Origin of the sequence: Paenibacillus sp. KS-LC4, assembly GCF_036894955.1 — a bacterium.
Classification (GTDB): domain Bacteria; phylum Bacillota; class Bacilli; order Paenibacillales; family Paenibacillaceae; genus Pristimantibacillus.
In genome coordinates this window covers 1,662,918-1,687,325 of the sequence record NZ_CP145905.1, presented here as the reverse complement: position 1 = coordinate 1,687,325, position 24,408 = coordinate 1,662,918, and the positions used below count along the sequence as shown (strand labels likewise).

Annotated in this window: 20 protein-coding genes; 3 read left to right on the top strand and 17 right to left on the bottom strand. The window is 48.9% G+C overall.

What is annotated here, in order from left to right:
- Positions 1-7 precede the first annotated feature (7 nt).
- Positions 8-2,743 carry a deaminase domain-containing protein gene (locus V5J77_RS07270; protein ID WP_338555113.1) on the bottom strand — a complete coding sequence of 912 codons (2,736 nt, stop codon included), beginning with the start codon at positions 2,741-2,743 and terminating at the stop codon, positions 8-10.
- 317 nt (positions 2,744-3,060) lie between these two features.
- Positions 3,061-4,956 (bottom strand): PrkA family serine protein kinase, encoded by a 1,896-nt coding sequence (locus tag V5J77_RS07265; protein WP_338555112.1) that lies wholly within the window; start codon positions 4,954-4,956, stop codon positions 3,061-3,063.
- 371 nt (positions 4,957-5,327) lie between these two features.
- Between V5J77_RS07265 and V5J77_RS07260 the strand changes: the two genes are divergently transcribed.
- Positions 5,328-6,071: a DUF2161 family putative PD-(D/E)XK-type phosphodiesterase gene (locus tag V5J77_RS07260; RefSeq protein WP_338555111.1), complete on the top strand. Its 744-nt coding sequence runs from the start codon at positions 5,328-5,330 to the stop codon at positions 6,069-6,071.
- Here V5J77_RS07260 and V5J77_RS07255 read toward each other — a convergent pair.
- From V5J77_RS07255 to trmL, 3 genes are all read right to left on the bottom strand, one after another.
- The gene (locus V5J77_RS07255) at positions 6,055-7,254 is read right to left on the bottom strand and encodes a PLP-dependent aminotransferase family protein (RefSeq protein ID WP_338555110.1); all 1,200 of its coding nucleotides are present in this window, start codon (positions 7,252-7,254) and stop codon (positions 6,055-6,057) included. The genes V5J77_RS07260 and V5J77_RS07255 overlap by 17 nt on opposite strands.
- Before the next feature lie 358 nt (positions 7,255-7,612).
- Positions 7,613-7,861 (bottom strand): AbrB/MazE/SpoVT family DNA-binding domain-containing protein, encoded by a 249-nt coding sequence (locus V5J77_RS07250; RefSeq protein WP_338555109.1) that lies wholly within the window; start codon positions 7,859-7,861, stop codon positions 7,613-7,615.
- Between the two features lie 204 nt (positions 7,862-8,065).
- Positions 8,066-8,530: a tRNA (uridine(34)/cytosine(34)/5-carboxymethylaminomethyluridine(34)-2'-O)-methyltransferase TrmL gene (trmL, locus tag V5J77_RS07245; RefSeq protein WP_338555108.1), complete on the bottom strand. Its 465-nt coding sequence runs from the start codon at positions 8,528-8,530 to the stop codon at positions 8,066-8,068.
- Between the two features lie 177 nt (positions 8,531-8,707).
- On the opposite strand from trmL, the gene V5J77_RS07240 reads away from it, so the two are divergent.
- The gene (locus V5J77_RS07240) at positions 8,708-9,427 is read left to right on the top strand and encodes a response regulator transcription factor (RefSeq protein ID WP_338555107.1); all 720 of its coding nucleotides are present in this window, start codon (positions 8,708-8,710) and stop codon (positions 9,425-9,427) included.
- A gap of 81 nt (positions 9,428-9,508) precedes the next feature.
- On the opposite strand, the gene serC is transcribed toward V5J77_RS07240, so the two are convergent.
- The 11 genes from serC to liaF all read right to left on the bottom strand — a co-directional run bounded on the left by serC (position 9,509) and on the right by liaF (position 22,210).
- Positions 9,509-10,594, bottom strand: a complete 1,086-nt coding sequence (gene serC, locus V5J77_RS07235; protein WP_338555106.1) for a 3-phosphoserine/phosphohydroxythreonine transaminase — start codon at positions 10,592-10,594, stop codon at positions 9,509-9,511.
- Positions 10,595-10,863: 269 nt separating this feature from the next.
- The gene (gene glnA / locus V5J77_RS07230; protein ID WP_338555105.1) at positions 10,864-12,288 is read right to left on the bottom strand and encodes a type I glutamate--ammonia ligase; all 1,425 of its coding nucleotides are present in this window, start codon (positions 12,286-12,288) and stop codon (positions 10,864-10,866) included.
- Positions 12,289-12,634: 346 nt separating this feature from the next.
- The gene (gene aroF / locus V5J77_RS07225; RefSeq protein WP_338555104.1) at positions 12,635-13,696 is read right to left on the bottom strand and encodes a 3-deoxy-7-phosphoheptulonate synthase; all 1,062 of its coding nucleotides are present in this window, start codon (positions 13,694-13,696) and stop codon (positions 12,635-12,637) included.
- 140 nt (positions 13,697-13,836) lie between these two features.
- Positions 13,837-14,814, bottom strand: a complete 978-nt coding sequence (locus V5J77_RS07220) for a 4-hydroxy-3-methylbut-2-enyl diphosphate reductase (protein WP_338555103.1) — start codon at positions 14,812-14,814, stop codon at positions 13,837-13,839.
- A 31-nt stretch (positions 14,815-14,845) separates the two neighbouring features.
- Positions 14,846-16,354, bottom strand: a complete 1,509-nt coding sequence (locus V5J77_RS07215; protein WP_338555102.1) for a HAMP domain-containing sensor histidine kinase — start codon at positions 16,352-16,354, stop codon at positions 14,846-14,848.
- Between the two features lie 6 nt (positions 16,355-16,360).
- The gene (locus tag V5J77_RS07210; protein WP_338555101.1) at positions 16,361-17,050 is read right to left on the bottom strand and encodes a response regulator transcription factor; all 690 of its coding nucleotides are present in this window, start codon (positions 17,048-17,050) and stop codon (positions 16,361-16,363) included.
- A gap of 112 nt (positions 17,051-17,162) precedes the next feature.
- Positions 17,163-18,788: a trypsin-like peptidase domain-containing protein gene (locus V5J77_RS07205; protein ID WP_338555100.1), complete on the bottom strand. Its 1,626-nt coding sequence runs from the start codon at positions 18,786-18,788 to the stop codon at positions 17,163-17,165.
- 202 nt (positions 18,789-18,990) lie between these two features.
- The gene (locus V5J77_RS07200; protein WP_338555099.1) at positions 18,991-19,401 is read right to left on the bottom strand and encodes a YugN family protein; all 411 of its coding nucleotides are present in this window, start codon (positions 19,399-19,401) and stop codon (positions 18,991-18,993) included.
- A 120-nt stretch (positions 19,402-19,521) separates the two neighbouring features.
- Complete coding sequence (locus tag V5J77_RS07195; protein WP_338555098.1) at positions 19,522-20,187, bottom strand: response regulator transcription factor; 666 nt, start codon at positions 20,185-20,187, stop codon at positions 19,522-19,524.
- Positions 20,180-21,217, bottom strand: coding sequence for a sensor histidine kinase (locus V5J77_RS07190; RefSeq protein ID WP_338555097.1), 1,038 nt, complete (start codon positions 21,215-21,217; stop codon positions 20,180-20,182). Before V5J77_RS07190 ends, V5J77_RS07195 begins: the two co-directional genes overlap by 8 nt.
- A gap of 6 nt (positions 21,218-21,223) precedes the next feature.
- Positions 21,224-22,210, bottom strand: coding sequence for a cell wall-active antibiotics response protein LiaF (gene liaF / locus V5J77_RS07185; RefSeq protein ID WP_338555096.1), 987 nt, complete (start codon positions 22,208-22,210; stop codon positions 21,224-21,226).
- A 266-nt stretch (positions 22,211-22,476) separates the two neighbouring features.
- Between liaF and V5J77_RS07180 the strand changes: the two genes are divergently transcribed.
- The gene (locus V5J77_RS07180; RefSeq protein ID WP_338555095.1) at positions 22,477-23,772 is read left to right on the top strand and encodes an ammonium transporter; all 1,296 of its coding nucleotides are present in this window, start codon (positions 22,477-22,479) and stop codon (positions 23,770-23,772) included.
- 115 nt (positions 23,773-23,887) lie between these two features.
- On the opposite strand, the gene V5J77_RS07175 is transcribed toward V5J77_RS07180, so the two are convergent.
- On the bottom strand, positions 23,888-24,265 hold the full coding sequence (locus V5J77_RS07175) for a hypothetical protein (protein WP_338555094.1): 378 nt from the start codon (positions 24,263-24,265) through the stop codon (positions 23,888-23,890).
- Positions 24,266-24,408: the final 143 nt, after the last annotated feature.

Sequence of the window (24,408 nt, the reverse complement as noted above, 5' to 3'; positions counted from 1 at the left end):
AAATCACCTACCTACTTTTACTTGGCCCATGACTTATTATTACCTCAACATCAGGAAACTGTTCCTTGAATTGTGTTATTACACCCGAACATGAATCGCAAAATGGTAGTTCGGAGAAAAGATGAACTTTACCTGAGGCATTACTCGGTAATTTAGAAGCTAACTCCTCTAGGATTTTTACCTCTGCATCTAAAGTCCTTGGATTACCATCAGAGGTTGTTATCGTTTCGAACTTCCGCTGACTTGGTACTCCTGCTGTTCCAACTCTATCTGCTTTACCACTAACCCCAATTATTTCACCCATAGACCCATTAATTTCATACTCAGCGAATGCAATGTTTCGTTTAGAAGCGATATTATTGGCTTGCCGAATTGAATTAATTTTATCTAAAGACTCCTCAACAGTATGAGAACCTACTTTAGCAACTTCACCCGTTCCCTCAGCTTCATTCTTTAAACGATCAGCCAATTCCTTCTTGCCAGCCTCGGATTCGCTAAAGAAATCCTTATGATGCTGTGACGGACTTGGAGGTATAGAATCAGGACTATCATGAAGTTTAACACTTCCTCCAGAACCTACCGGAACAAGATCATCACCCATCTTCTTAATCGTCATGGCATTCTGTAGCTTCTTCCAACCAGTAGCTGCTGCATCCTTAATATCCAATGCATCACGTATCAGTTTCGCTTTAACCACATCAGTCGCATTCCCAATCCAGCCTGTCATTTTATTCAGTGAATCGCCAAATGCATTGCCTAAGGTCTTCACAATTTTCGCACCAGCGATCTTGTTACCAATTGCCTTCGTAAGACGTGAATCCATTATACCACCGGTTAAACCGCCGATTCCCATATCCAGCGCCAGTGTACCAAAACTAAATCTTTTGCCTTCCATTGTCTGACGAATGACGCTTTCAAACCCATTCTGCACCGCACCAAATGCCATACGTCCACCTAGATTCGCCATCGGACCGAACGGGCCAAACACCGCTCCAGATATCGCCCCGATCACCGACTCTCGAAAGGCCGTTGACACATACGTGCCCATATCGCTGACCTCACCGCGTGCAATATCCGACACCGCTTGGCTCACGACGGCCGCCGTTCCTGCAATAGCCGCTCCAGCTAGCACGGCGCCGACAACGACTGCTCCGGCTCCTAATGTCGCTACCGTAAAAGCTGCCGCTACCGCGACAACGGCTACGACAGCCAGACCTGCCAGCACGTTCATGCCGAGCTTCTTCCAACTGAACGGCGGCTTTTCCGGTGGGGGCGGTGGAGGCGGCGGCTCGCCTTCTACGGGCGCATCGTCATACGGCGCATAGCTCGTCCGATCCTTCCCCTCCGTCCGAATCTGCGCCCCCATTAGGTTATATTCGCCTTCCAGCGTAATTCCACTTGGCGCACTCGTCTTCTTCGCAACCAGCAGCGCTTGCGCGCCAATCACGACACGCTTCGGCGTGAACAGTGAAATCTCTTCCTTCGCCGTCAGCGTCAGCTTGCGCGGACTGCTCAAAATAATGCCGACGGCATCATCCAGCTTCAAAAACAGCGGCTCCTTGCTTCCGCCTGTGAACTCGACTCCCGTCGGCGACAGCTTCATTTCACCGCCATGCTCCGTGCCAAAATAGCGGTTGTTCGGATCTGCCGTCTTTTCCGCACTCGCTCCGTTCGTTCGTACGCCGCCCGTAACAATCGCTTCTTGACCACCTGCATCGGCCAGATACAGATTCGCCTTCGTCCCTACCTGCGGCATACTGTACATCGCGCTTCCCGTCTCTGGGGCGTATCGGTACCAGTGCGCCGTTCCCTTGTCCTGCTTGTCGTCAATCGCCAGATGCACCTGCACCTGCTCGCCTTTCACCGCCAGAATTTCTCCTTGCAGCGTCAGGCCGGACAGCCTGCTATTCATCTTAGGCTGCTCTCGTATCCCCGCTTCCCGCGACAGACGGTAGTGGTAGATCAGCTGGCCTTTTTCTAGTCGCGCCGTCATCGACGATACGATCAGCTCAATATATCCCCGAATCTTAAAGCGGTCGCCCAAGCGATAGAACGTCCGAGACTCTATTTCATAACCGAAAAAATCCGTATCATGCAGGCCCGCTGCTTCTCCGCCCGCTTTTTGAAACGCCGCTAAATCCTTGCTCACCGTATAGGAGGCGCCTTCTGGCAGCTTATGCTCTTTCCCCTCCGGCATCCCTATGAACAGCTTCGGCGTTTCTTCCAATATATCACAGACGACGACCGACTGGAACTGGCTCGCTAGCCGTTTCGTCAGCTCCCAATCCGTTTCCTCATATTGAAGGACAGGCTCAGACGGTTTTTCCTTTTCTCCTTGCTGAAGCAGCACATCTCCACCTGGATAGGCACGAAGCACCGTGGTCATGATTGCCCCATACGTCTGGCTCGTATCCTGAAAAGATCGCTTCCGCTTCTTCAAATCGCTATAGATGCTTCCCGATACCGCCTCAATGTCGACGGTGTACACCCCATTGTGATGCACCGTCTGTACGGACGTGACGACACCCTTAAACAGCGGCTTCCGCTTGCCCTCTTCTTCGTCGTACAAGGCGATTTTATCCTGCCACACCGCTTCCAGCGTGGCGTTCGTCCGCAGCTCCTCCTCGACGATCCCGCTAATTCGCAGCGTCCCATGCTCGCCTGGCTTCCAACTCATCGCCACATCCGTGATATGCTTCAGCTTGAAAGGGTCCTCCACCCGCAAGCGATCATAACCGATCATCTGTCCCCTCCATCCCGATTTATTTCTTCTCTGTATGCTTGCTCTTCCATGCTATGGTCAAATTAAAGCCGTATGCACTTTAATTCCAAATGCCAATAACGAATAGACTGCCAGCATCATGTAGGAACATGCAACTATAGTTGGTTACAAAACAGGATATTCGACAAAATACAACATTTACCTTCTTGTTATAATATTTCTTTTTTATCTAAATTCTGAATCAATGAAAATGACACCCCAGTGTCATCCAGGCAACGCCAAGAAGTTCGGTGGGCAGCTGCTCCACCGAACTTCCTGATACACTCCTATTAGGTTCGTTAGCGATTAAGCAGACTGCCAACATAACGCAACAGCTCATTAGCGCATACCGGGCAATAGCCGTGCTCATCAATTAACCGCTTCGTCACTTCATTAATCCGCTTGAGCTGGATTTCATCCGGCGTCTTCGTAGAGGTCGTGATTTTCACGACGTCCTTCAGATCGGTGAAAAGCTTCTTCTCCACCGCTTCACGCAGCCGCTCGTGGCTGGTGAAATCGAATTTTTTCCCTTTGCGGGAATAAGAAGAGATTCGAATTAAAATTTCTTCGCGGAACGCTTTTTTCGCATTTTCCGAAACGCCGATTTGCTCCTCAATAGAACGCATTAGGCGCTCATCCGGATCAAGCTCCTCGCCGGTGAGCGGGTCTTTGATTTTAGCCCAGTTGCAATAAGCCTCGATGTTGTCGAGGTAGTTTTCAAACAACGTGCGCGCCGACTCCTCATAGGAATAGACGAAGGCCTTCTGAATTTCTTTTTTGGCTAGGCCATCGTACTCCTTGCGGGCTACCGAAATAAAGTTCAAATAACGCTCCCGCTCCTCCTTCGTAATAGATGGATGCTGGTCAAGGCCATCCTTCAAGCCGCGAAGCACATCCAGCGCATTAATGCACTGCATATCCTGCTTGATCAGCGCGCTCGAAATCCGATTGATGACATAGCGAGGATCAATGCCGGACATGCCTTCCTCGGTATATTCGGTCTGCATCTCCTTAAGGTCGGCATCCTTGAACCCTTCAATTTCTTCGCCGTCATACATCCGCATCTTTTTCACCAAATCCATGCCCTGCTTTTTCGTCTCCTTCAGACGGGTAAGTATGGAGAAAATAGCAGCAGCCCGCAAAGCATGCGGCGCAATATGAATATGCTTCATGTCGCTCTGGCCGATGAGCTTCGTATAAATTTTCTCTTCCTCGGACACCTTCAGGTTATACGGAATCGGCATGACGATCATCCGCGACTGGAGCGCTTCATTTTTCTTATTACTAATGAAGGATTTGTATTCCGTCTCATTCGTGTGGGCAATAATTAATTCATCAGCGGAAATGAGCGCAAACCGGCCCGCTTTAAAATTACCCTCCTGCGTCAAGGACAACAGGTTCCACAAAAACTTTTCATCGCATTTCAGCATCTCCTGAAACTCCATAAGCCCCCGGTTCGCCTTGTTCAGCTCGCCGTCAAAGCGATAAGCCCGCGGATCGGATTCTGAGCCAAATTCCGTAATCGTAGAAAAATCAATGCTGCCGGTGAGATCGGCAATGTCCTGCGATTTTGGATCAGACGGACTAAAGGTTCCAATACCAACACGATTATCCTCCGAGATGAATACGCGCTCCACTTGAACATTTTGAATATCGCCGCCATATTCGGTTTGCAGCCTCATCTGGCAGGAAGGGCATAGATTGCCTTCGATTCTCACTCCAATCTCCTGCTCAATCTCGCCTCTCAGCTCATGCGGAATGAGATGCAACGGCTCTTCATGCATCGGGCAGCCCTTAATCGCATAGACGGCGCCGCGTTTCGTTCTGGAATATTTCTCAAGCCCCTTTTTGAGCATCGTAACCAGCGTCGATTTCCCTCCACTGACTGGGCCCATGAGAAGCAAAATCCGTTTGCGCACATCAAGCCTTCGCGCCGAGGAGTGAAAATATTCCTCTACAAGCTTTTCAACAGAACGGTCCAGCCCATAAATTTCCTGCTCGAAAAATTTGTACCGCCTCTTCCCATCCCTCTCCTCGACTCCATAGGATTCAATCATTTCATAGACACGCGCGTGCGCCGTCATGGCCGGGGATGGATCCTGTCTCAGCAGCTCGATATAATCCTTGAATGATCCAACCCAGGCCAGCTTCTCACTCTCTGCTTGGTACTCCGATATTCGCTTGAAAATGTCCATGCCGTGCCTCCTCCCATCGCTTCCGCAATACGCAATTTTTCCCTTCGCTCGGCATTTGCTAGTAAAATCCTTTGCGAGTGGAACAAACTTTATTGAAGTATTACATGTCTATGCGTATTCCGCGTGGAAATTGACCACTATTTTAGGCGGTAATCATGCATATTGCGACAAGTATGCCAGCAGCGCGGGTTTGCTTGAAATATAAGCATTTATAAGCTCTACCCTTATAAATGAGTTTATATTTCTCGAACTGAAACGCGCCGCACCGCCAGCGGACAGTTTCAGCCGTTTACGCTTGGACAAATCCATTCAATCTGCCCGCGCTCCCTCTCCTTTTGTTATAATAGTTAGAAGAAAGTGGGGGAATGCACGTGGCAGTAGGCAAGGAAGAGGAGCTATACAAGCCGATAAAAGCTTATTATGAGGCGCGCGGCTTCGTCGTCAAAAGCGAGGTGCTGCACTGCGATCTCGTTGCAAGGCATGCCGATACCGAAGAAACCATCATCGTTGAAATGAAAAAGACGTTCAATCTCGCCCTGCTGCTGCAAGGGATTGAACGCCTTCGTATAAATGATCAAGTCGTGCTCGCAGTCGAGCGCAACCGTAAAAAAAGCGGAGCGCACAATCAGCGCTTCGGTGAAATTACCGAGCTGTGCCGCATGCTCGGCATTGGCCTAATGACCGTCACCTTCTTCAAGACGAAGGCGCCTGTCATTGATGTGCTGTGCGAGCCTGGCGAGACGCCGCAGCGTGGAACACGCCGCAAGAAGCAGGCTAGGCTGCTTCTTGAATTTCGCGAGCGCAGCGGCGATTATAATGTAGGCGGCAGTACCGGCCGCAAGCTGGTGACTGCCTATCGCGAGAAGGCGCTGCGCTGCGCCTACGCGCTCCAGCAGCTGGGAGAGGCGCAATCGCCTAGCCAGGTTGCCGCGCTGACGAGCTTCCCGCGCAGCGGCGCTGTGCTGCGCGACAATCACTACGGCTGGTTCGAGCGCGAGCAGCGCGGCAAATACCGGCTGCTACCCGCTGGAGCAGCCGCCTTGATTGAATACGCCGAGGTCATCGCCGATTGGGTTGCTGCTTTGCCAAGCAATCAGGTTAGGAGCGAGCCGTAAACTCGCGGACCGCTTCAGCGAAGCGCTCTACACCGAGCGCAGTTTTGGCACCAATGTTATAAGTAAAGTTGAGCCGCGCCGTATTGCGCTGCGGATCATAGGCGTAGAAGGAGCTTCCGGGCACGAAAGCAACGCCCTTCTGCACGGAAGCCCTTAGCAAAGCCTCCGCATCAAGACCTTCTGGCAGCTCCAGCCATAAGAACATGCCGCCCTTCGGCTCAATCCAGCGTAAGCCTTCAATATGCTGCCCTGCCAGCAGCCCTTGCATTTCACGCATCCGCTCGCCGTAGGAGGCAGAGATAACTTTAATATGCTCATCCAGCGGGAAGCTATCCAGCAGCTCGCTGACAATTTGCTGATCTATCGCGCTGGAATGCAAATCGGCCGCCTGCTTCGCCTTAGCCATCATCGCAATAACTTCCGCCGGCCCCATTGCCCAGCCTGTTCGCAGCCCTGGCGCAACCGTCTTAGAGAACGTGCTCGTATAAATAACCGAGCCCGCACCGCCTGCTTGCTGATCAAGCGCAAACAATGTCGGATAAACCGCATTTACATCGTATTTTATTTCTCCGTATGGATCATCCTCCAATATTGGCACACCATAAGAGCTGCAAAGCGCGAGCAGCTGTTGTCTGCGCTCTGTGCTCCAGACGCGTCCCGTCGGATTGCCGAAGGTAGGCACGGCATATACAAGCTTTGGACGATGCTCGCGAATAAGCCGCTCTGCATCCTCGGCCACAATGCCATGCTCATCGCTTTCCGCTGCAATGACATTTAAGCCATTCATCTCAAATACCTGCAAGCAAGCGAGATAAGTCGGCCTTTCAACCAATATCGTATCGCCAGGCTCGGTGAGCACTTCAATAATGAGGCTGATCGCCTGCTGTGAGCCTGTCGTTAGCAGCATTTCGTCAGGGGAAACATTCATGCCCTTATAGCCCATACGCTCGCACAGCTGCTCACGCAGCGGCAAGAAGCCCTCGGTCAAACCGTATTGCATAGCACCTGCGCCCTTCGTAAACACCCGATCGGCCGCTTCGCGAATGGCTTGCACGGGGAACAGCTCCTCAGCCGGCAGCCCGCCAGCAAATGATATCATATCCTTGCCCTGCGTCAGCTTAAGTATATCTCTTACGACCGACGACTTGAGAGCGGTCACTCGTGATGAAAAACGGTAATCCATGGTTCGACTCCTCCTAAAATGCAAGCTTTAACGCTTATAGCTCTATGTTATCAAGGTGCAGCCCATATTTAAAGTTTTCTTTTTCGGGCAGGTTGGGTATAATGAAAACAGTTGCATGAGGATTTTGGAGGTGCCATTAATGTCCATCACATTCATTATTGTAATGACTGTCTTCGTCTTGTTTTTGACGGCTATGTTCACCGCTTCTTACAACGATGACAAAACCAAAGGCCTGTAAGCAGAACCATCAGCTTACAACAAAAGAAGCTTCTCCGAAGGAACGCAGCTATAGCTGCTCCATGGGGAAGCTTCTTTTGATTGTTACCTATTATGTGCTACCTAGTAAGCATATATAAGGTTAGCGGGAGAGCTGGCCCATTTCTGCCGCACAAACGCCGCATAAAAAACGTTCTTTAAACTCGCGTACTTCTTCCATTGAACCACAGAACACACATTTTGGACGGTAACGCTCCAAAATAATATGGTCGCCCTGCACTAAAATTTCAACCGGATCTCCCTCATTCATCTGGTAACGTTTACGCAACGATTTTGGAAGAACGATACGTCCGAGTTGATCCACTTTTCTTACTACACCTGCTGGTTTCATCGTTGTTCACCTCTCCTGTGTCTAGTTTGCAAGCCTTTTTCGTGAAACCCCGACAGTTCATTGCCTTAACGCTCTGCCTCTGTTTCCCCATTGTTGATTCTCTCTTTAAGTAAATCGTTTTAAAAAATCCTTAAGTAAATGCTTCACCTTGCCATCAAGCTTTGAATCTGCAATAACTAAAATGATTCGCAGGCCGCCTCTATTTTAAGACAGTCCAGGAAAATCGTTCTGTCTAAGCGCTTCGTACACGACGATCGCCGCCGAATTGGATAAATTAAGCGATCTAACCTTATCCGTCATTGGCATCCGAATGCATGTACTCAAATTCGCTTCAATCAGCTCTTGAGGCAAACCCTTCGTTTCCTTGCCGAATACGAAAAAATCCCCATCCTGATACTGAAACTCATTATAGGCTTTGACCGCTCGCGTACTGGCATAGAAATACCGCCCATCAGCATACTGCTCCTGCAGCTCCTGGAAGGAATCATGGTACTCGACATGAACCGCATGCCAATAATCCAGGCCCGCCCGCTTCAGCGTCTTGTCATCCGTTTGAAAGCCCAGCGGACGCACCAGATGCAGATGCGCACCTGTTGCCGCACATGTCCGCGCAATATTGCCCGTGTTAGCGGGTATTTCCGGTTCTACTAACACAATGTGAAATGCCATCTTCTCGTTGTCACCCCTTGTCCCTTGCCTATTATACATGAATTACTATTTTATTTGAATTAGGAATGAAATTTTACATCCCGTTAACGTGCTCTTAATCCCTGCTTGAACGTCTATCTTCATAATGTAGTTATGAACAAAGACATGTTTAGGATAAGGGAGGCTTAATAAGACAACATGTTGAAGAAGAAAATTCTCGTCGTGGATGACGAGCCCTCCATCTCCATGCTGATTGAATTCAACCTGAAGCTAGCCGGATACGACGTCAGATGCGTAGATGACGGAGAAGCCGTATTTGATATGCTGCGTCCCTTTCGACCAGATCTCATCGTTCTCGATCTCATGCTGCCGAAAATGGATGGCATTCAAGTGTGCCGCGAGCTGCGCAAGCAAAACAACGCTGTTCCCATTGTTATGCTGACCGCCCTGCAAGATGTTACCGATAAAATTGCCGGACTCGATAATGGTGCTGACGATTATATGACCAAGCCCTTCAGCCCACAGGAGCTAATATCGCGCATTCAAGCCATTTTCCGCAGACTACAATCACTGCCTGGAGCTGTACCATCAAGCGCCATTGACATTGGCCGCATGTCGGTTCGCCCAGATGAGCGGGAAGTGCTCATTGACGGCAAGCTAATCGAGCTGACGCCGAAGGAATTCGAGCTGCTCGTCTTCCTCTGCAAGCATAAAGGCAAGGTGCTGAGCCGCCAGCAGCTGCTTCATGGCGTATGGGACTATCACTTCCTCGGCGATACCCGTATCGTAGACGTCCATATTAGCCATCTCCGCGATAAAATCGAAAAAAATGCCCGAACCCCCGAATATATCATGACTGTTCGCAACGTAGGCTACAAGCTGCATGGCCCAAGCGCTTTGGAGCAAACCCTTGCCTAATGATACGAAAGAACCGCCCGTTCCTTTCAATAATGAAAGGTGCGGGCGGTTTTTCTATCCTTTAACGAGTAGGGACTGCGATTATCCGTTGTTTTTCTGAAATTCAGCCATAAATTCAGCAAGCGCCTTGCAGCTTTCCAGTGGAACTGCATTGTAAGTCGAAGCGCGAAGCCCGCCTACATCACGGTGACCCTTCAGGCCAACAAAACCTTCCGCTTCCGATTGCTTAATAAATTTCTTCTCAAGCTCTGCATCCTGCAATCGGAATGTAATGTTCATGAGCGAACGGCTTTCCGGAGCTGCAAAGCCATAATAGAAGCCGCCGCTTTGATCAATCGTATTGTAAATAAGGCTCGTTTTGTCGCGGTTATATTGATTAATTTGAGCAACTCCGCCTCTTGCTTTAATCCATTTCAGCACCAGATTGACCATATAGACCGAGAAGGAAGGCGGCGTGTTGTACAGCGAGCCTGCTTTCGCATGGGTATCATAGCGGAAAATAGCTGGAATCGTCTTAGGGCTTTCTTTGATGAGATCATCACGAACGATAACTACCGTCACGCCCGATGGACCAAGGTTTTTCTGAGCTCCAGCATAAATCAGTCCAAACTGACTGACATCGACCGGACGGCTCAAAATATCACTCGACATGTCCGCAATGAGCGGTACATTGCCGGTTTGCGGAAATTCAGCAAATTGCGTTCCGCCAATCGTCTCATTTGTCGTAATATGCAAATAAGCGGCTTGATCAGGCAGCTGAATGTCGGAAAGTGCCGGAATACGGTTGAACTTGTCAGCCTCTGAAGTAGCAGCTATTGCTGTCTCGCCAACAAGCTTGGCTTCCTTGATTGCTTTCTCTGCCCATGCGCCAGTCATCACATAAGCGCCAACCTTGCCTGGGGTGAGAAAATTCATTGGAATGGTTGCAAATTGCGTGCTTGCGCCGCCTTGCAGCAGCAGAACATGATAATTGTCAGGAATGCCGTAAATTTCGCGAAAAAGAGCCTGCGTCTCATTGTTAACTTGCTCATATAGCTCGCTGCGGTGCGACATTTCCATAATGGACATGCCCGCGCCTTGATACTCTACGAATTGCTGCTGAGCCTGCTCAAGTACTTCAAGCGGTAAAGCGGCTGGTCCTGCATTAAAATTGAATGCTCTCTTCATCTTCGGATAACCACCTTTAGTTATTAACATGATATCGCTATAATAGCAATTTTAGAGGTCCGCATCAAGTAGTTTCCCGTCTTTTCGTGACAAAAGTCGAACACTTTATTATTGATTTCTTGTTAATATTCGGTTTTTCAATAAATACATATCCAAAAGAGCATCGCTTTCAGCTACCGGCTTGCCAATGCATCCTTTAAAGGATGCTTATTACTCCAGCGACTAAATAGAAAAAAGAGCCCCCATTGGAGGCCCCTTCAACGTTCATTCTAGCAATCGAAGTACAGGCTGTACTCGTGCGGATGAACACGGATCGAAACAGTTTTCGCTTCGTTGCGTTTGAATGCAACATAGTTAGCGATAAAGTCTTCTGTAAATACGCCGCCTTCAGTCAAGAATTCGGAATCTGCTTCCAAAGCGCTCAGCGCTTCGTCAAGCGTACCAGGTACGCTGCGGATATCCTTCTTCTCTTCTTCTGGCAATTCGTAAATGTTTTTGTCGAAAGGACCATAGCCCAATGCAACTGGATCAAGCTTGCGCTTAATACCGTCAAGACCTGCAAGCAGCATCGCTGCAAATGCGATATAAGGGTTAGCTGTGGAGTCCGGAGTACGGAATTCAATACGACAGCCTTTAGGTGTAACGGAAGCGATTGGAATACGGATCGCGGCCGAACGGTTACCTTTGGAGAACACCAGATTAACTGGAGCTTCGTAGCCAGGAACCAGACGTTTGAACGAGTTTGTGCTCGGGTTAGTGAGCGCGATCAAAGCTGGAGCGTGGTGCAAAATTCCGCCGATGTAGTTCATAGCCAGTGGGCTCAGGTTACCGTAAGCACCTTTTTCATAGAACAAAGGCGTGTCGCCATCAAAGATGGAGGAGTGAACGTGCATACCGCTACCGTTATCGCCAAACAGCGGTTTAGGCATGAATGTTGCAACTTTTCCGTATTGGCGAGCTGTGTTGTGAATAATATATTTGTATTTCATCAAGTTATCAGCTGTTTTAGTCAGCGTGTCGAAGCGGAAGTTGATTTCTGCTTGACCAGCAGTTGCTACTTCGTGGTGATGACGCTCAACGCGAAGACCTGTTTCTTGCATCAGGCGAACCATTTCGCTGCGGATGTCTTGTTGGGAGTCAACCGGAGCTACTGGAACGTAACCGCCTTTAACTGGAACTTTAAAGCCAAGGTTTCCGCCTTCTTCTTTGCGGCCAGTGTTCCAGCCAGCTTCTTCGGAATCAACCGAATAGAAGGAAGTGTTCATCGAGCTTTCGTAACGAACATCGTCGAAAATGAAAAATTCGGATTCAGGAGCGAAAAACGCTGTCGTACCTACACCGGATTTTTGCAGAAACTCTTCCGCTTTTTGAGCGATGCTGCGCGGATCGCGCTCGTAGCGTTCGCCATCAGGCGTATGAATGTTAGACATTACATTTAGAGTTGGGTGATCAGTGAAAGGATCGATAAATACCGATTCAGGATCTGGCATCATAACCATATCCGACTCTTCGATTCCACGGAAACCCGGAATCGAGGAACCGTCAAAAGCTACACCATTTACGAAAGTATCGGCGTCAACTTCTGTCGAAGGAAGGGTAATGTGGTGCGCATGACCAAAAAGATCCACGAACCGGAAATCTACGAACTGAATGTTATTTTCTTTAATTGTGTCCAAAACATTTTGAACTGACATCAGATATTTCCTCCATTTCCGAACATTTGCTTAGTATTGAACGGGTAACGTTCTCCTATCGTTCCAAACCATGACGTTATTATAAGACTACGATATTAGCATCGTCAATAGTTATGTGAGGTATTTTTTATTCGTATGTTAGCTATACTTACAGGTTTACACATTTGTTCACAATTCCTCCTAACAAGCACAAAAGACTTCGTCGTCCTTCCATGGCGATGAAGAGCTTTGGCGGAGAAATATAAGCCCATTTATAGTGTGAAACTTATAAATTCTTAGTATTTGCAGCAAAAGGAAAAGCCGCAATCCCTTTATTTACATAGGAATTAACGGCTTTTTCGTTCCATTATATTTTCCACTCTTTGAAAGCTTCTGCTGGTGCCTTCTCCGTGTTAAATTCTTTTCCAACAATTAGGGCGAGCTTTTCTAAATCCTTTAATAAATTAGCGAACTGGTCAGGGAACAACGATTGTACCCCATCCCCAGTCATCGAATTGTCTGGATCTGTATGCATTTCGACAATCAGCCCATTCGCTCCAGCAGCTACGGATGCCTTCGACATCGGCTCGACTAGCTCGCGGCGGCCTGTACCATGACTCGGGTCAGAGATCACTGGCAAATGGCTAAGGCTTTGCAATACTGGAATAGCTGACAAGTCAAGTGTATTTCTTGTGTAGGTCTCGAATGTTCGGATTCCGCGCTCACACAGCATCACGTTCGGATTGCCTCCAGCAAGAATATATTCCGCTGCATTGAGGAATTCGTCGTACGTTGAGCTGAAGCCCCGCTTCAGTAATACAGGGGTTTGAATCGTTCCAAGCTTGCGGAGCAGGTCGAAATTTTGCATATTGCGCGTGCCGACTTGGAGAATATCCGCATATTCGGCGCATACATCTACGTATTCCGGCGTCATCACTTCAGTAATCGTTAGCAAGCCATGCTTGCGTCCCGCTTCTGCCATCATGACCAAGCCTTCAACACCTACGCCTTGGAAGCTGTATGGACCTGTGCGAGGCTTAAAGGCTCCACCGCGAAGCACCTGTCCACCTGCCGCTTTAACCAGTCGAGCAATTTCATCAATTTGCTCTGGTGTTTCAACGGCACATGGTCCACCCATAATAACTAAATTATTTCCACCAATTTTAACGCCTTTAATGTCAATAATGGTATCATCTGGGTGAAAATCACGACTTGCAAGCTTGTAGGATTTGGAAATTTTAATGACATTTTCAACGCCCTTGAGCTGGCGAAGATGCTCGGCTAGTGTAGGCGCAGCGCTCCCTATAATACCAATTACAGTTCGATCCGTTCCTCTTGATACATGAGCTTGCACACCTGCTGCTTCAATATGAGCAACAATTTCAGCAATTCTTGCTTCTTCAATATGCGGGTTAGTAATAACGATCATTTCAAATCTCTCCTTTTTCACTTAGACGCTTGTTCGCTTCGACGCTTCTATGCTTTGTGGCTTTTATGCTTTTACTTGTTAAAGTGATTATATAAGAAGCGGCGCCTCCCGTCAAGGGTAAAAGATAGAAAAAAGACGCCTTACGGCGTCTCTGGCACTTCCGGGCGCGCAACAACTGACTTTTTGCGGGCATTGGGAAGCAGCTTCTCCATATTAACAGTACGAACGATTTCCCACGTTGAAGGGTCATCGTCATTGTATTGCTCTAAATACGTAATAACTTCCTTCGTAAGCGGTGTAGGCGTTGAGGCGCCAGAAGTAACGGCTACACGCTCAATGCCAATGAGCCATTCCCGTTTAATTTCCGATACATCCGCCACACGGTAAGCGGTAACGCCGGCAATTTCCTCCGACACCTGTGCCAGGCGGTTGGAGTTGTTGCTGCGCGGATCGCCAACGACGATACAAAGCTGAGCCTCCCCTGCCTGTCCGGCTACGGCCTCCTGACGAACCTGCGTTGCCAAGCAAATTTCATTATGGACTTCAGCCGTTGGAAACTTTTCAAGCAGCTTGCTGATAATATGGCGAATATCCCATTGCGACATCGTGGTCTGATTCGTAATGACGATATTGCCCTCCGGCACTTCCAGCAAATCAATATCCTCGACACGCTCGATAAGATGCACCCGATCCGGGGCTACGCCAATGGCGCCCTCCGGCTCCGGGTGATTTTTTTTGCCAATATAAATAATGTGGTAGTCCTCAGCCATCTTCTCGCGAATCAGATCATGCGTGCGCGTTACGTCAGGGCAGGTTGCATCCACAACCGTCAATCCCTTGTCCTTGGCTCGCCTGCGAACCTCTGGGGAAACGCCATGTGCGGTGAATATGACCGTCCCCTGCTCAACCTGCTCCAAAATTTCCAGACGATTGTCCCCATCCAGCGTAATAACGCCTTCCTGCTCGAACGCTTCCGTCACATGTGCATTGTGCACAATCATTCCCAAAATATATATTGGCCGCGGCAGCTCAAGATTTCTAGCCGTTTGCAGTGCGAGTACCATAGCGTCAACGACGCCGTAGCAATAGCCCCGCGGTGAAATTTTAACAATTTGCATGTTGGTGCACCTGCTTTCTGAACCGTGGGTATTAGCCCAAAGTTCGATCCGTTCCTTCTATTATAGACGAATCTGTCGTCTCAGAAAAGACTATGGGCAGCCAGATCGTAAACTCGGACCCTTCACCTGCGCGCGTCAGCACTTCAATGGAGCCGCGATGCTCATCAATAATCCATTTTGCAATAGATAATCCGAGCCCCGTTCCAACCGTTTTGCCGCGCGATTCGTCCACGCGATAGAAACGGTCGAATATATGCGGCACTTCCTCCGGATTCATCCCCATGCCCGTATCGCTGACCGTAATCCCGACTTGATTGTCCTTGCTGCGCACGCTAAGCTCAATGTGGCCTTCTGCCGTATATTTAAATGCATTCTCAATAAAAATAAACAGCAGCTGCTGCAAATAATCCTGATTGCCTCTCACCTCAATGCCGCGAAGCGGCGATAGGTCGCCTACGCGCCACTCTGCAGTATGCGGGAGCAGCTGGGCGCGGCGTGCAACCTCCTCGACAAGCGGCTGCATCTCTACCACCGTCTTCTCCATTTCATAGCCCGCATCTGCACGGGCGAGCGCCAGCAAATCATTAACAAGCGTCGACATGCGGCGGGATTCCGCTGCAATATCCTGCATGGCCTCAACCGTAAGGCCGAAGCGCTGGTTGTCAAGCGCCAGCACGATGCCATTCAATGCATCCGGTTCCTTCGTTTTTTCCCACATTCGCTGGAGCAGCTCAATATTGCCTCGAATCGTCGTAAGCGGCGTCCGCAGCTCATGCGACGCATCCGAGACGAATCTGCGCTGCGCTTTATAGGATTCATCAAGCTCATTGTAGGCCGTTTCCAATCGGGCCAGCATAACGTTGAGGTTGTAGACAAGCCTCCCCACTTCGTCATTAGGGCCACTCATTGGAATACGCACACTAAGATCAGAACCGCTTTGAATTTTCTCCGTTGATTTAATGACGCGTTCAATGGGACGCAGCACCTCCCGAGCCAGCAGCAAGCCAACCGTAAAGGCTATCAAGACGGCGATAACCGATGCGGTAAACAAAATCGTCTTTAAAGCCTTCAAATAACTTTCCTCGCTAGTAACGATGGCACCCACCTGTATAAGACCAACTAGCTCCGTCTGGGATTCATCGCTGTAAATGGGACGCTGATAAATTAAAAACGTTACATTCGCTTCATTCACCTTAATGTTAGCCTTTATAAAGCCTGCTTGCACATTATCTTTAACGTCTGGAATCGGATATTTTATACCTGAGCTGAGCAGCTCCTTGCTCGCATTAATAACGCCCTCTTTATATCTGACAATTTGCAAATAAAAGGAACGCTCATAAAATCGCCCTTGTGATGGGGCAATCAATAGGTTGAGTTCGTTGACAACTACATTATAGCTGTCCGCTTCGCCCTTCAGCTGATCTTTCATCTGCCCGTACGTATTAAAATTAACAAAGATATAGATGGCAAAACCAAATATCAGCAGCGTCATCGCGAGCAAAGCTGAATACCACAAAGTTAAACGCAGCCGTATGGTCATCGCTGATCAGCCCTCTCCCCGCAGCACATAGCCTGTACCACGAACGGTTTGAATCATGCGCTTGCCGCCGCCCTCCTCCATTTTCTGGCGCAGCATCGCAATATAAACCTCAAGCACATTCGACTCACCGCTGAAGTCGTAGCCCCATATTTTTTCCATAATGACATCCCGGGTCAATACGCGGCGCGGATTTTGAATAAAGAGCAGCAGCAAATCATATTCCTTGGCAGTCAATTCAATGCGCTTTCCATTTCGAATCGCTTCGCGGGCATCTTGGTCAAGTGCTAAATCCTCATAGACAATTTTGCTGCCCGTATCCTCAATCTTGTCCGACTTGCGTCGCAGCAGCGCACGAACTCTGGCAAGCAGCTCTTCAAGTGCAAACGGCTTCACCAAATAATCGTCTGCCCCCGTATCCAGCCCTTTTACCCGATCATTAATATCATCCTTCGCTGTCAGCATCAAAATCGGAACCGTGCTTCCGCCTTCGCGTACTCTGCGGCAAACTTCCCATCCGTCTACATGCGGCATCATAACGTCAAGTATCAGCAGCTGCGGCTCCGCTGTCATTAGCAGCTTCAACCCCTCTAAGCCATTGCTTGCCGTCGTCACTTCATATCCTTCAAAAATCAGGCTCCGTCTTAATAAAGAAGTAATTTTCTCATCATCGTCCACAACTATAATTTGTGTTCTCATCGGTACGCCCCCATATTGTTTAAGCTTCAAAAAAACAGACGCAGAGAGATTGTTCGCCTCTGCGCCTGATTAACCATTCAGCACCGGCTGCACCGATATGCTGCTTGCTTTATTATTGTGCGTTGAACTTGTTGCGGTCGCCAATCGTAACCGTCAAATCCATTTTCGCACCTTTGCGGATAATATTCAACTGTACTTCATCGCCAACCGTTCTCTTCTTAATCGCCGCGATCAAGTCCTGCGTATTATTGTACACTTTACCGTCAATGCCGATAATAACGTCAAATTGTTTCAGATCACCCAAGTAGGCAGGAGAGTTATAATACACATTGCTGACAATGGAGCCTTCCGCCTTCTCCATGCCTAGCTGCTTCGCCATAGCATCCGATACATCAGCCAGCTCTGCTCCAATGAACGGTACTGGCTCTTTCGGAACTTCAACGTTGTTTTTCAAATTTTCCAGCACGCCTTGAATCGTGCTTGTTGGAATCGCAAAGCCGATACCTTGCGCCTGCGAGCTAACCGCCGTGTTAATGCCGATGACTTCGCCATTTACGTTAAGCAGCGGTCCGCCGGAATTGCCTGGGTTAATTGAAGCGTCCGTTTGCAGCAAATGCTCGTAGTTGCGTGTTCCTTGCTCATCTGGAATGGAAATTGGACGTTCCTTCGCGCTCAGTACACCAACGGTAATCGTATGGTCAAAGCCGTAAGGGTTACCAATCGCTGCGACCCAATCGCCGATTTTAATGCTGTCTGAGTTGCCTAGCTTCAAAGTAGGAAAAGCTTTCGTATCCGTCACTTTAAGCACAGCCAAATCCAGATTATAATCAGAGCCCAGCAGTTGTGCTGTTAGCGGCTTGTCATAGCCCTGCACCGTAACTTCGATTTTCTCTGCACCGCCAACGACGTGCTGATTTGTCAGAATGTAACCAGTGGAGTCGAAAAAGAATCCTGTACCGCTTCCCGTTGCCTGTAATCCATTGCTGTTATTGTTTTGCTCCTGGCGCCCTGCTCCCGGATAATCCTGGCCGAAAAACTGCTCAAAGAAAGATTCAGCTGATGAACCGCCATTGCTTCTTGCAGGGGAAGCAAAGGTTTCAATTTTCACAACAGCCGGGCTTGATGCCTCGAACAGCTTAGCAATGTCATCCGGCCTGTCAGACGCTGCTGTAAGCCCGCTATTTTGTCCCGTCGCTGTAACAGTTCCCTGCTGAGAAACGGTTGCTTCCGCCGGCTTGCTGAACCAATTGTTCACATCCGCCGCATACATTAAAGAGCCTACTACTAGAACCCCAGCTATAAATGAAGAAAACATCGCTTTAAATGACGTTCTGCGCTGCGGCTCCTTCACCTGCCAGCCGCCTCTTGCGGATGACTGCGATGAACTGAACGGCCTTAGTGGGGCAGGAGGCATAGTTTCAGCGAAGCTTGCCTGATCCCCATGCTGCTGGCTGTACGGCTGGGATGCCGCAGCTGATTGCTGGCTGGATGCCTGTGCTGGAGCTGAAATAGGCTGATTGCCTGCTCCTGGCCCATCTGTTAGCACTTGATTATCGGTTGCACTCGACTTAAATGGTCCGTAAGAATAGTAGTAGGAAGGCTTGCTTGCCTGTTCAGAAGAATCAGCAGATGCTTCATCAGCTTGGGCCGGCTGAACGTTGTCCTCCTGCTTTTGCTGCCCATCCTCACGATTTTGGAAAAAATCATCAAAGCCGTTCTTTTTATTCTGATCATCCATTCCCGTTTCCTCCTCATCGGTATACAATGAAGCAATTCAGTCTCTAAAGGCTGCTTGCTGGTTAATTGTTGTACTCCTATCATGCACATTCTACCTTAAAATTAAATTAAAATACATTTAAACATACATAAAAAAACTCTCTATCGCGAGTGATAGAGAGTTTTTCGACTTCTTTTATTTATTTTTGGAAGCTTGTTCAAGCTTAAGCCATCGCCCGTTCCACCTGCTGCAAAATGTCCTTGGCCCGCTCGACCCATTCGCTTTCAATGTCAGCATCTGGATCAGTCGGCGATTGAAATTGATCGAATAAGGCGCCTACAAGCCGCACTGAGGCTTCCTCGTCATTGCCTTCATTATATAAATGCTTAAGCACATAAGGCGTTCCCAGCTTAATACGGGCATCCATATCCGAAGAGCTATTATCAATGGTGCCGTCCATCACTTCAAAAGGAATCCGCAGCCACACTTTATGGGCTTCATCCAACGGGCGATCGAACGAACCAGCTGTATAATCCCAATTGCCGCCTAAAGCGAACGTATGCTGCGTCAGCATATCGCGGGTTTCAATAAAGGATTGATGGCTGGCTTCCAGCTCCGATGACAGCAAAATCATAGCAAGACGCTCCTTTTTATGTACGCTTTAGTACGGCTCAGCTCGCCGCTGTACATCATTAGTATAGCCCGCCTTTTGCTGCATTATGTGATAGAGTGCCACGATACGGTTTATTTTTAATTATTGACTTTTGGCCCAGCCCTTGCGATGAGCGAGCACGGCGAGCTGCGTCCGATCGTCCAGCTCGCATTTCATTAATAAATTGCTGACATGCGTCTTGACCGTCTTAATGCTAATGTGCAGCTCTTCGCCAATTTCCTTGTTAGAGCGTCCCTCGGCAATTAGCAGCAGCACTTCCTTCTCCCGCTCCGTCAGCCCTTCATCACCTGATTGCGCTGTGCGCTGCCGGAGGCCACGCGTCAAAGCCTGGGATACATCAGCGGTCATCACCGGCATGCCTTTCGAGGCGCCGTTCAGCGCATAAATTAGCTCTTCGGCCGATACCGTCTTCAGCACGTAGCTGACCGCGCCCGCCTCAATAGCAGCATACACTTTGTCATCCTCCAAAAAGCTCGTCAGCATGACGATTTTCACATCCGGATATTTTGCCATAACCCGTTTGGTCGTTTCAATGCCATCCATATCAGGCATCATTAAGTCCATCAGCATGACATCAGGCATCCCTTTCGGAATGCCGGCTTCAAGCTTATCAAGCGCAGCCTGCCCGCTGCCAGCCTCTGCAACGACTTCAAATTTAGGCTCCAGCATTAAATAGGTGCGCAAGCCTGTTCGAACCATATCATGGTCATCAATAATCATGATTTTCAACTTTTCCTGGCTATCCATTTTTATCGCTCCCCCGCCATATTTTTGGAATAGACACCTTGACCCTTGTCCCGCTGCCTGGCTTGCTTATAATTTCTGCCGTCCCGCCAAGCTTCTGGGCACGCTCGTGCATCGTTGACAGTCCATAAGACCCCCGTTTGACCTCATCTACTCGAAAGCCCGCTCCATCATCCTGCAAGCTCAGCACAATTTGCCGTTCATTTTCGGATAGCGTTAGCGAGCAGCCTTCAGCATTCGCGTGCTTTACGACATTGGCTAGCCCCTCCTGCACGATGAGAAAAAGCTGATGCTCCTTCGCTTCCGACAGCGGCTCAGTCAGCCGCCAATCCAGCTCGCCTTGCAAATGGTTTTGCCGGCAATAATCGGGAAACCACTTGTCCAGCGCTTGGCGCAGCGTACGGCCTTCAAGCTCCATCGGGCGAAGCTGGGCGATAAAGGTGCGCATTTGCTTCTGTGCAAGCGTTGACATCTCGATTAGCTGACCCAGCACCTCAGCCGCGCGTTCGCTGTCCACCTGCTGAAGCTTCGGCAGCGAAGAGGCGCACATATGCATCGCAAACAACTGCTGGCTTACCGTATCATGCAAGTCACGGGCGAGCCTTTTACGCTCCTCCAGCACCGCCGCTTCATTAGAGGCAGCCTCAGCCATAACCTGCTCCTCGCCCGTGCGCTGGATGTAAGTCATCCGCTCCTCCATTTGCCTCGCAAGCACATTAAATTCCTCATAAAGCTCGGTGAAGGACAAGCCGCCCCGCTCGGCAATCCGAATTTCAAAGTTGCCGTTAACGGCCTGCTTCATCGCAAGCTGAAGCGTATCCACTCTGCGCTGTATACGCCTGCCGGCCCAATAACCGCAAGACGCAGCAACAAGCAGGAAGACGGCTGAGGCTGTCAGCCCCAGCTCCCATCTTCCTGCATTTGGCATGAGTCCATAAGCGATCATCGCCGCCGCTCCATAAGCCAGAGCGGCAGCGAGCACAAACATGGCTATCAATTCCCATTTTCCACTGCGAAGCAACCGAACCATCATAAACGCTTATCCCACCCTCGTGACACGCACATCGCCAATAAACGAGCTAACGACCAGCTTGATTTTTTTATCCGCCTCTGCATAAGAAGGGGAAGCCATATCCATTGACTTGAACATGCCTTGCTCCTTTTTGCCAAGAAACTTCACATCGCCAATGAAGACGCTGCTTTGCACGTGAATACCTACTTCATAATCGTTAGGGACGTATACCTTCACATCGCCGATAAAAGAGGATACCGTGATCTTCGTTTCTCCGTAAGCGATTTGTGCTTTCGTTAAATCAATGACGGTGTCGCCGATAAAATGCGAAATGTTGATTGGCTGAAGCTCCCAATGATCATGGCCAATATGAATGTCGCCAATGAAATTGGAGCGGGTTTGTACATTCGGATCATTGTTCCACCACTCGCTTTTACCGCTGTAATGATTTTTTTCATTTTTCCACTCTTTGCGCTGATCGCGGTAATGCTGCTTGGCCTGCTCTTTCCACACGCTGTCAATTGTCCGCTCCTTCTCTAAATTAATTTTAGGAGCAAAAGGATCGGTTGGTCCCGGATGAAGCGGAGGTGCCGGAGGAACATCGCCATCCCCATAACCATCATAAGATTTCCAATCCTCGGTTGGCGGCTCATGCTGCTTCCGTCTTTTCCTGCTCGGCTTGCGAAGCATATTAATGCCGACCAAAATAATAATAATCGGCCAAATATACGGCATAATATCGCCTATGGACCAATTCGACCAGCCCATATTGCGGGCAAGAAACACAGCGCCAATAATGATCATCACCCAGAAGCCGCCGCCATGCCTGTGGGCATCTTTCGAGCACACCCCTTTTAGTCCAATGACGATTAAAATAAGCGGCCAGAAGTTGGAGATGATTTCTCCAATACTGAGCTGAGTGGAAATGATACCCGTTTGATTAAGAAAAAAGACAACACCTATCGCAATAACGATACCCGCTGTTATAAATCGATTGAAAAAGCTGCCATTCATAAGGTATTCAACTCCTGCCTTCAATTGGTTCTTTCCTTGATACATCTAAGTATAACGGACTCTCCAAACACAAGAAAGGGACGGCCGATTGAAATCCAGCTCGGTCTCTAGACCGAGACAAAGGAAGATTGCACTAACCAAACCTGACATGCGTCACGAAACATTACATAAAAGCGTTGACATTGTTAACTCTGACTCATTATAATGATCAACGAATTAGAAAAGTAACATCATTTTATATCCGATAATAAGGGGTTGGCCTAGCAATGGAGTTGTCAGAACTGTCGAGAGGTCTCGATACAATCTGGGTTGTCTTGACAGCGGCTATGATTTTGCTGATGGAGGGCGGCTTCGCTCTACTGGAGGCAGGTTTCGTCCGTCAAAAAAATGCCGTCAGCATCATTATGAAGGTATTTGTGGATATTGCCTTCGGAGCGCTCGTTTTTTATTTTTTCGGCTTCGCTATTATGTACGGCAAAGACGTAAGCGGCCTGCTTGGCACCAGCGGCTTCATGCTGAGCGGCGATCTTTCTCATATTGTACTTAATATTTCCAATGAAACCTATTGGCTGTTCCAATGTGCCTTCGTTATAGCGGTCATCTCTATCGTCTCCGGAGCCGTCGCTGAACGCATCCACTTCCGTGCCTATATTTTGCTGACGATTGCCATGACCGGACTCATTTACCCGCTTGCGGGCCACTGGGTATGGTCAACGGGCGGCTGGCTTGGTAAGCTCGGCATGATAGACTTTGCCGGTTCCGCTGTTATCCATGCCCTTGGCGGATTCGCGGCTCTTGCTGCTGCCATTTTCGTCGGGCCGCGGATTGGCAAATTCAGCCCGGATGGCAAGGTGAATATTGTTTCACCCTCCAATTTGCCGCTCGCATCCGTTGGGGCATTCATTCTTTGGTTCGGCTGGTTCGGCTTTAATGCTGGAAGTACGTTAAGCGCAACGAACACCTCAATCGGGCATATCGCCGTAACGACGATGCTGTCCGCTGCAGCGGGTGGAGCCACCTGCATCTTGTTTACGATGTTTCGTTATAAAAAAGCCGATCCCCCGATGGTTATTAACGGCTCGCTTGCCGGGCTTGTCGGCATAACCGCCGGCTGCGCATTCGTCTCTGACGGCGCTGCCATCTTCATCGGCGCAATTTGCGGCATTATGATGGTGCTTGCGACTGAATACTTGGAAAGCAAAAAAATTGATGATCCTGTCGGCGCCTTCGCGGTACACGGCATTAGCGGCAGCATCGGTACATTGGCACTCGGGTTATTCGCTAAGCCAGAGCTCGCAAGCGAGGTCGGACAAGGCTATTACGGCTTATTTTATGGGGGAGGCTTTAAGCTGCTTGGTGTACAAGCACTTGGCCTCGTCACCGTATCTGTATGGGGCTTCGTATTTACTTGGGTCGTATTATGGCTCATCCGCAAAATGATGCCCGTTCGCGTCTCCAAAGACGAGGAGCTCATCGGCCTGGACGTTGGTATTCACGGCGTTCCCGCTTACAGCTACGATACGGATTTTCTTGATGTAGACCGCCACAAAAGCAGCAATTGACATCGGTATATGTTTAACAAAAAACCTCCACAACCGTCGCGATGCCAAGCATCCGGTAATGTGGAGGTTTTATTTTATTAACTAGGATTGAAAGCTCTCTTCTCAGTTTTATAAATTATAGTAATTCATTCGCCAGCTCAAAGGGAATCGTGACTATATCGGTTGGAGCCGAGCTGCTTTGAATGATGCGTACATTTTCAATTTCAAGTTTTAGCGCACGAACCTTCTCCATTGGCTTGCGCACGAAATGGATATGCTCCACCGCCAAATGATGATCCGGCTTCTTTCCCGACAGTATGCGTCTGAAAGCAGACATCGATTGATAAGCCCGCTCTTCCTTGAGACGGCGATTCTCGTAACGCTCAACCATTTGCTCGATCTCGATAATTTCCTGTTCCTTCTTGGCGATATAAGCGTCAATGAATGGAAGCACCTCAGCAGCTCTGCGATGCTCGGAAGCCGAATAGTTTATAAATGTTATAGGATCAGTCATGAGAGTTCACCTGTCTTATCATGTGATTATTTGTTACACCGTAATCATACAATAAAACAGGTTCGTTTGAAAACTGTTTTTTATCTCCTAATTCCAATACCCAATCTTAAGGCTAAAGAAAAGGAGCCATAGCGGCCCCTTTT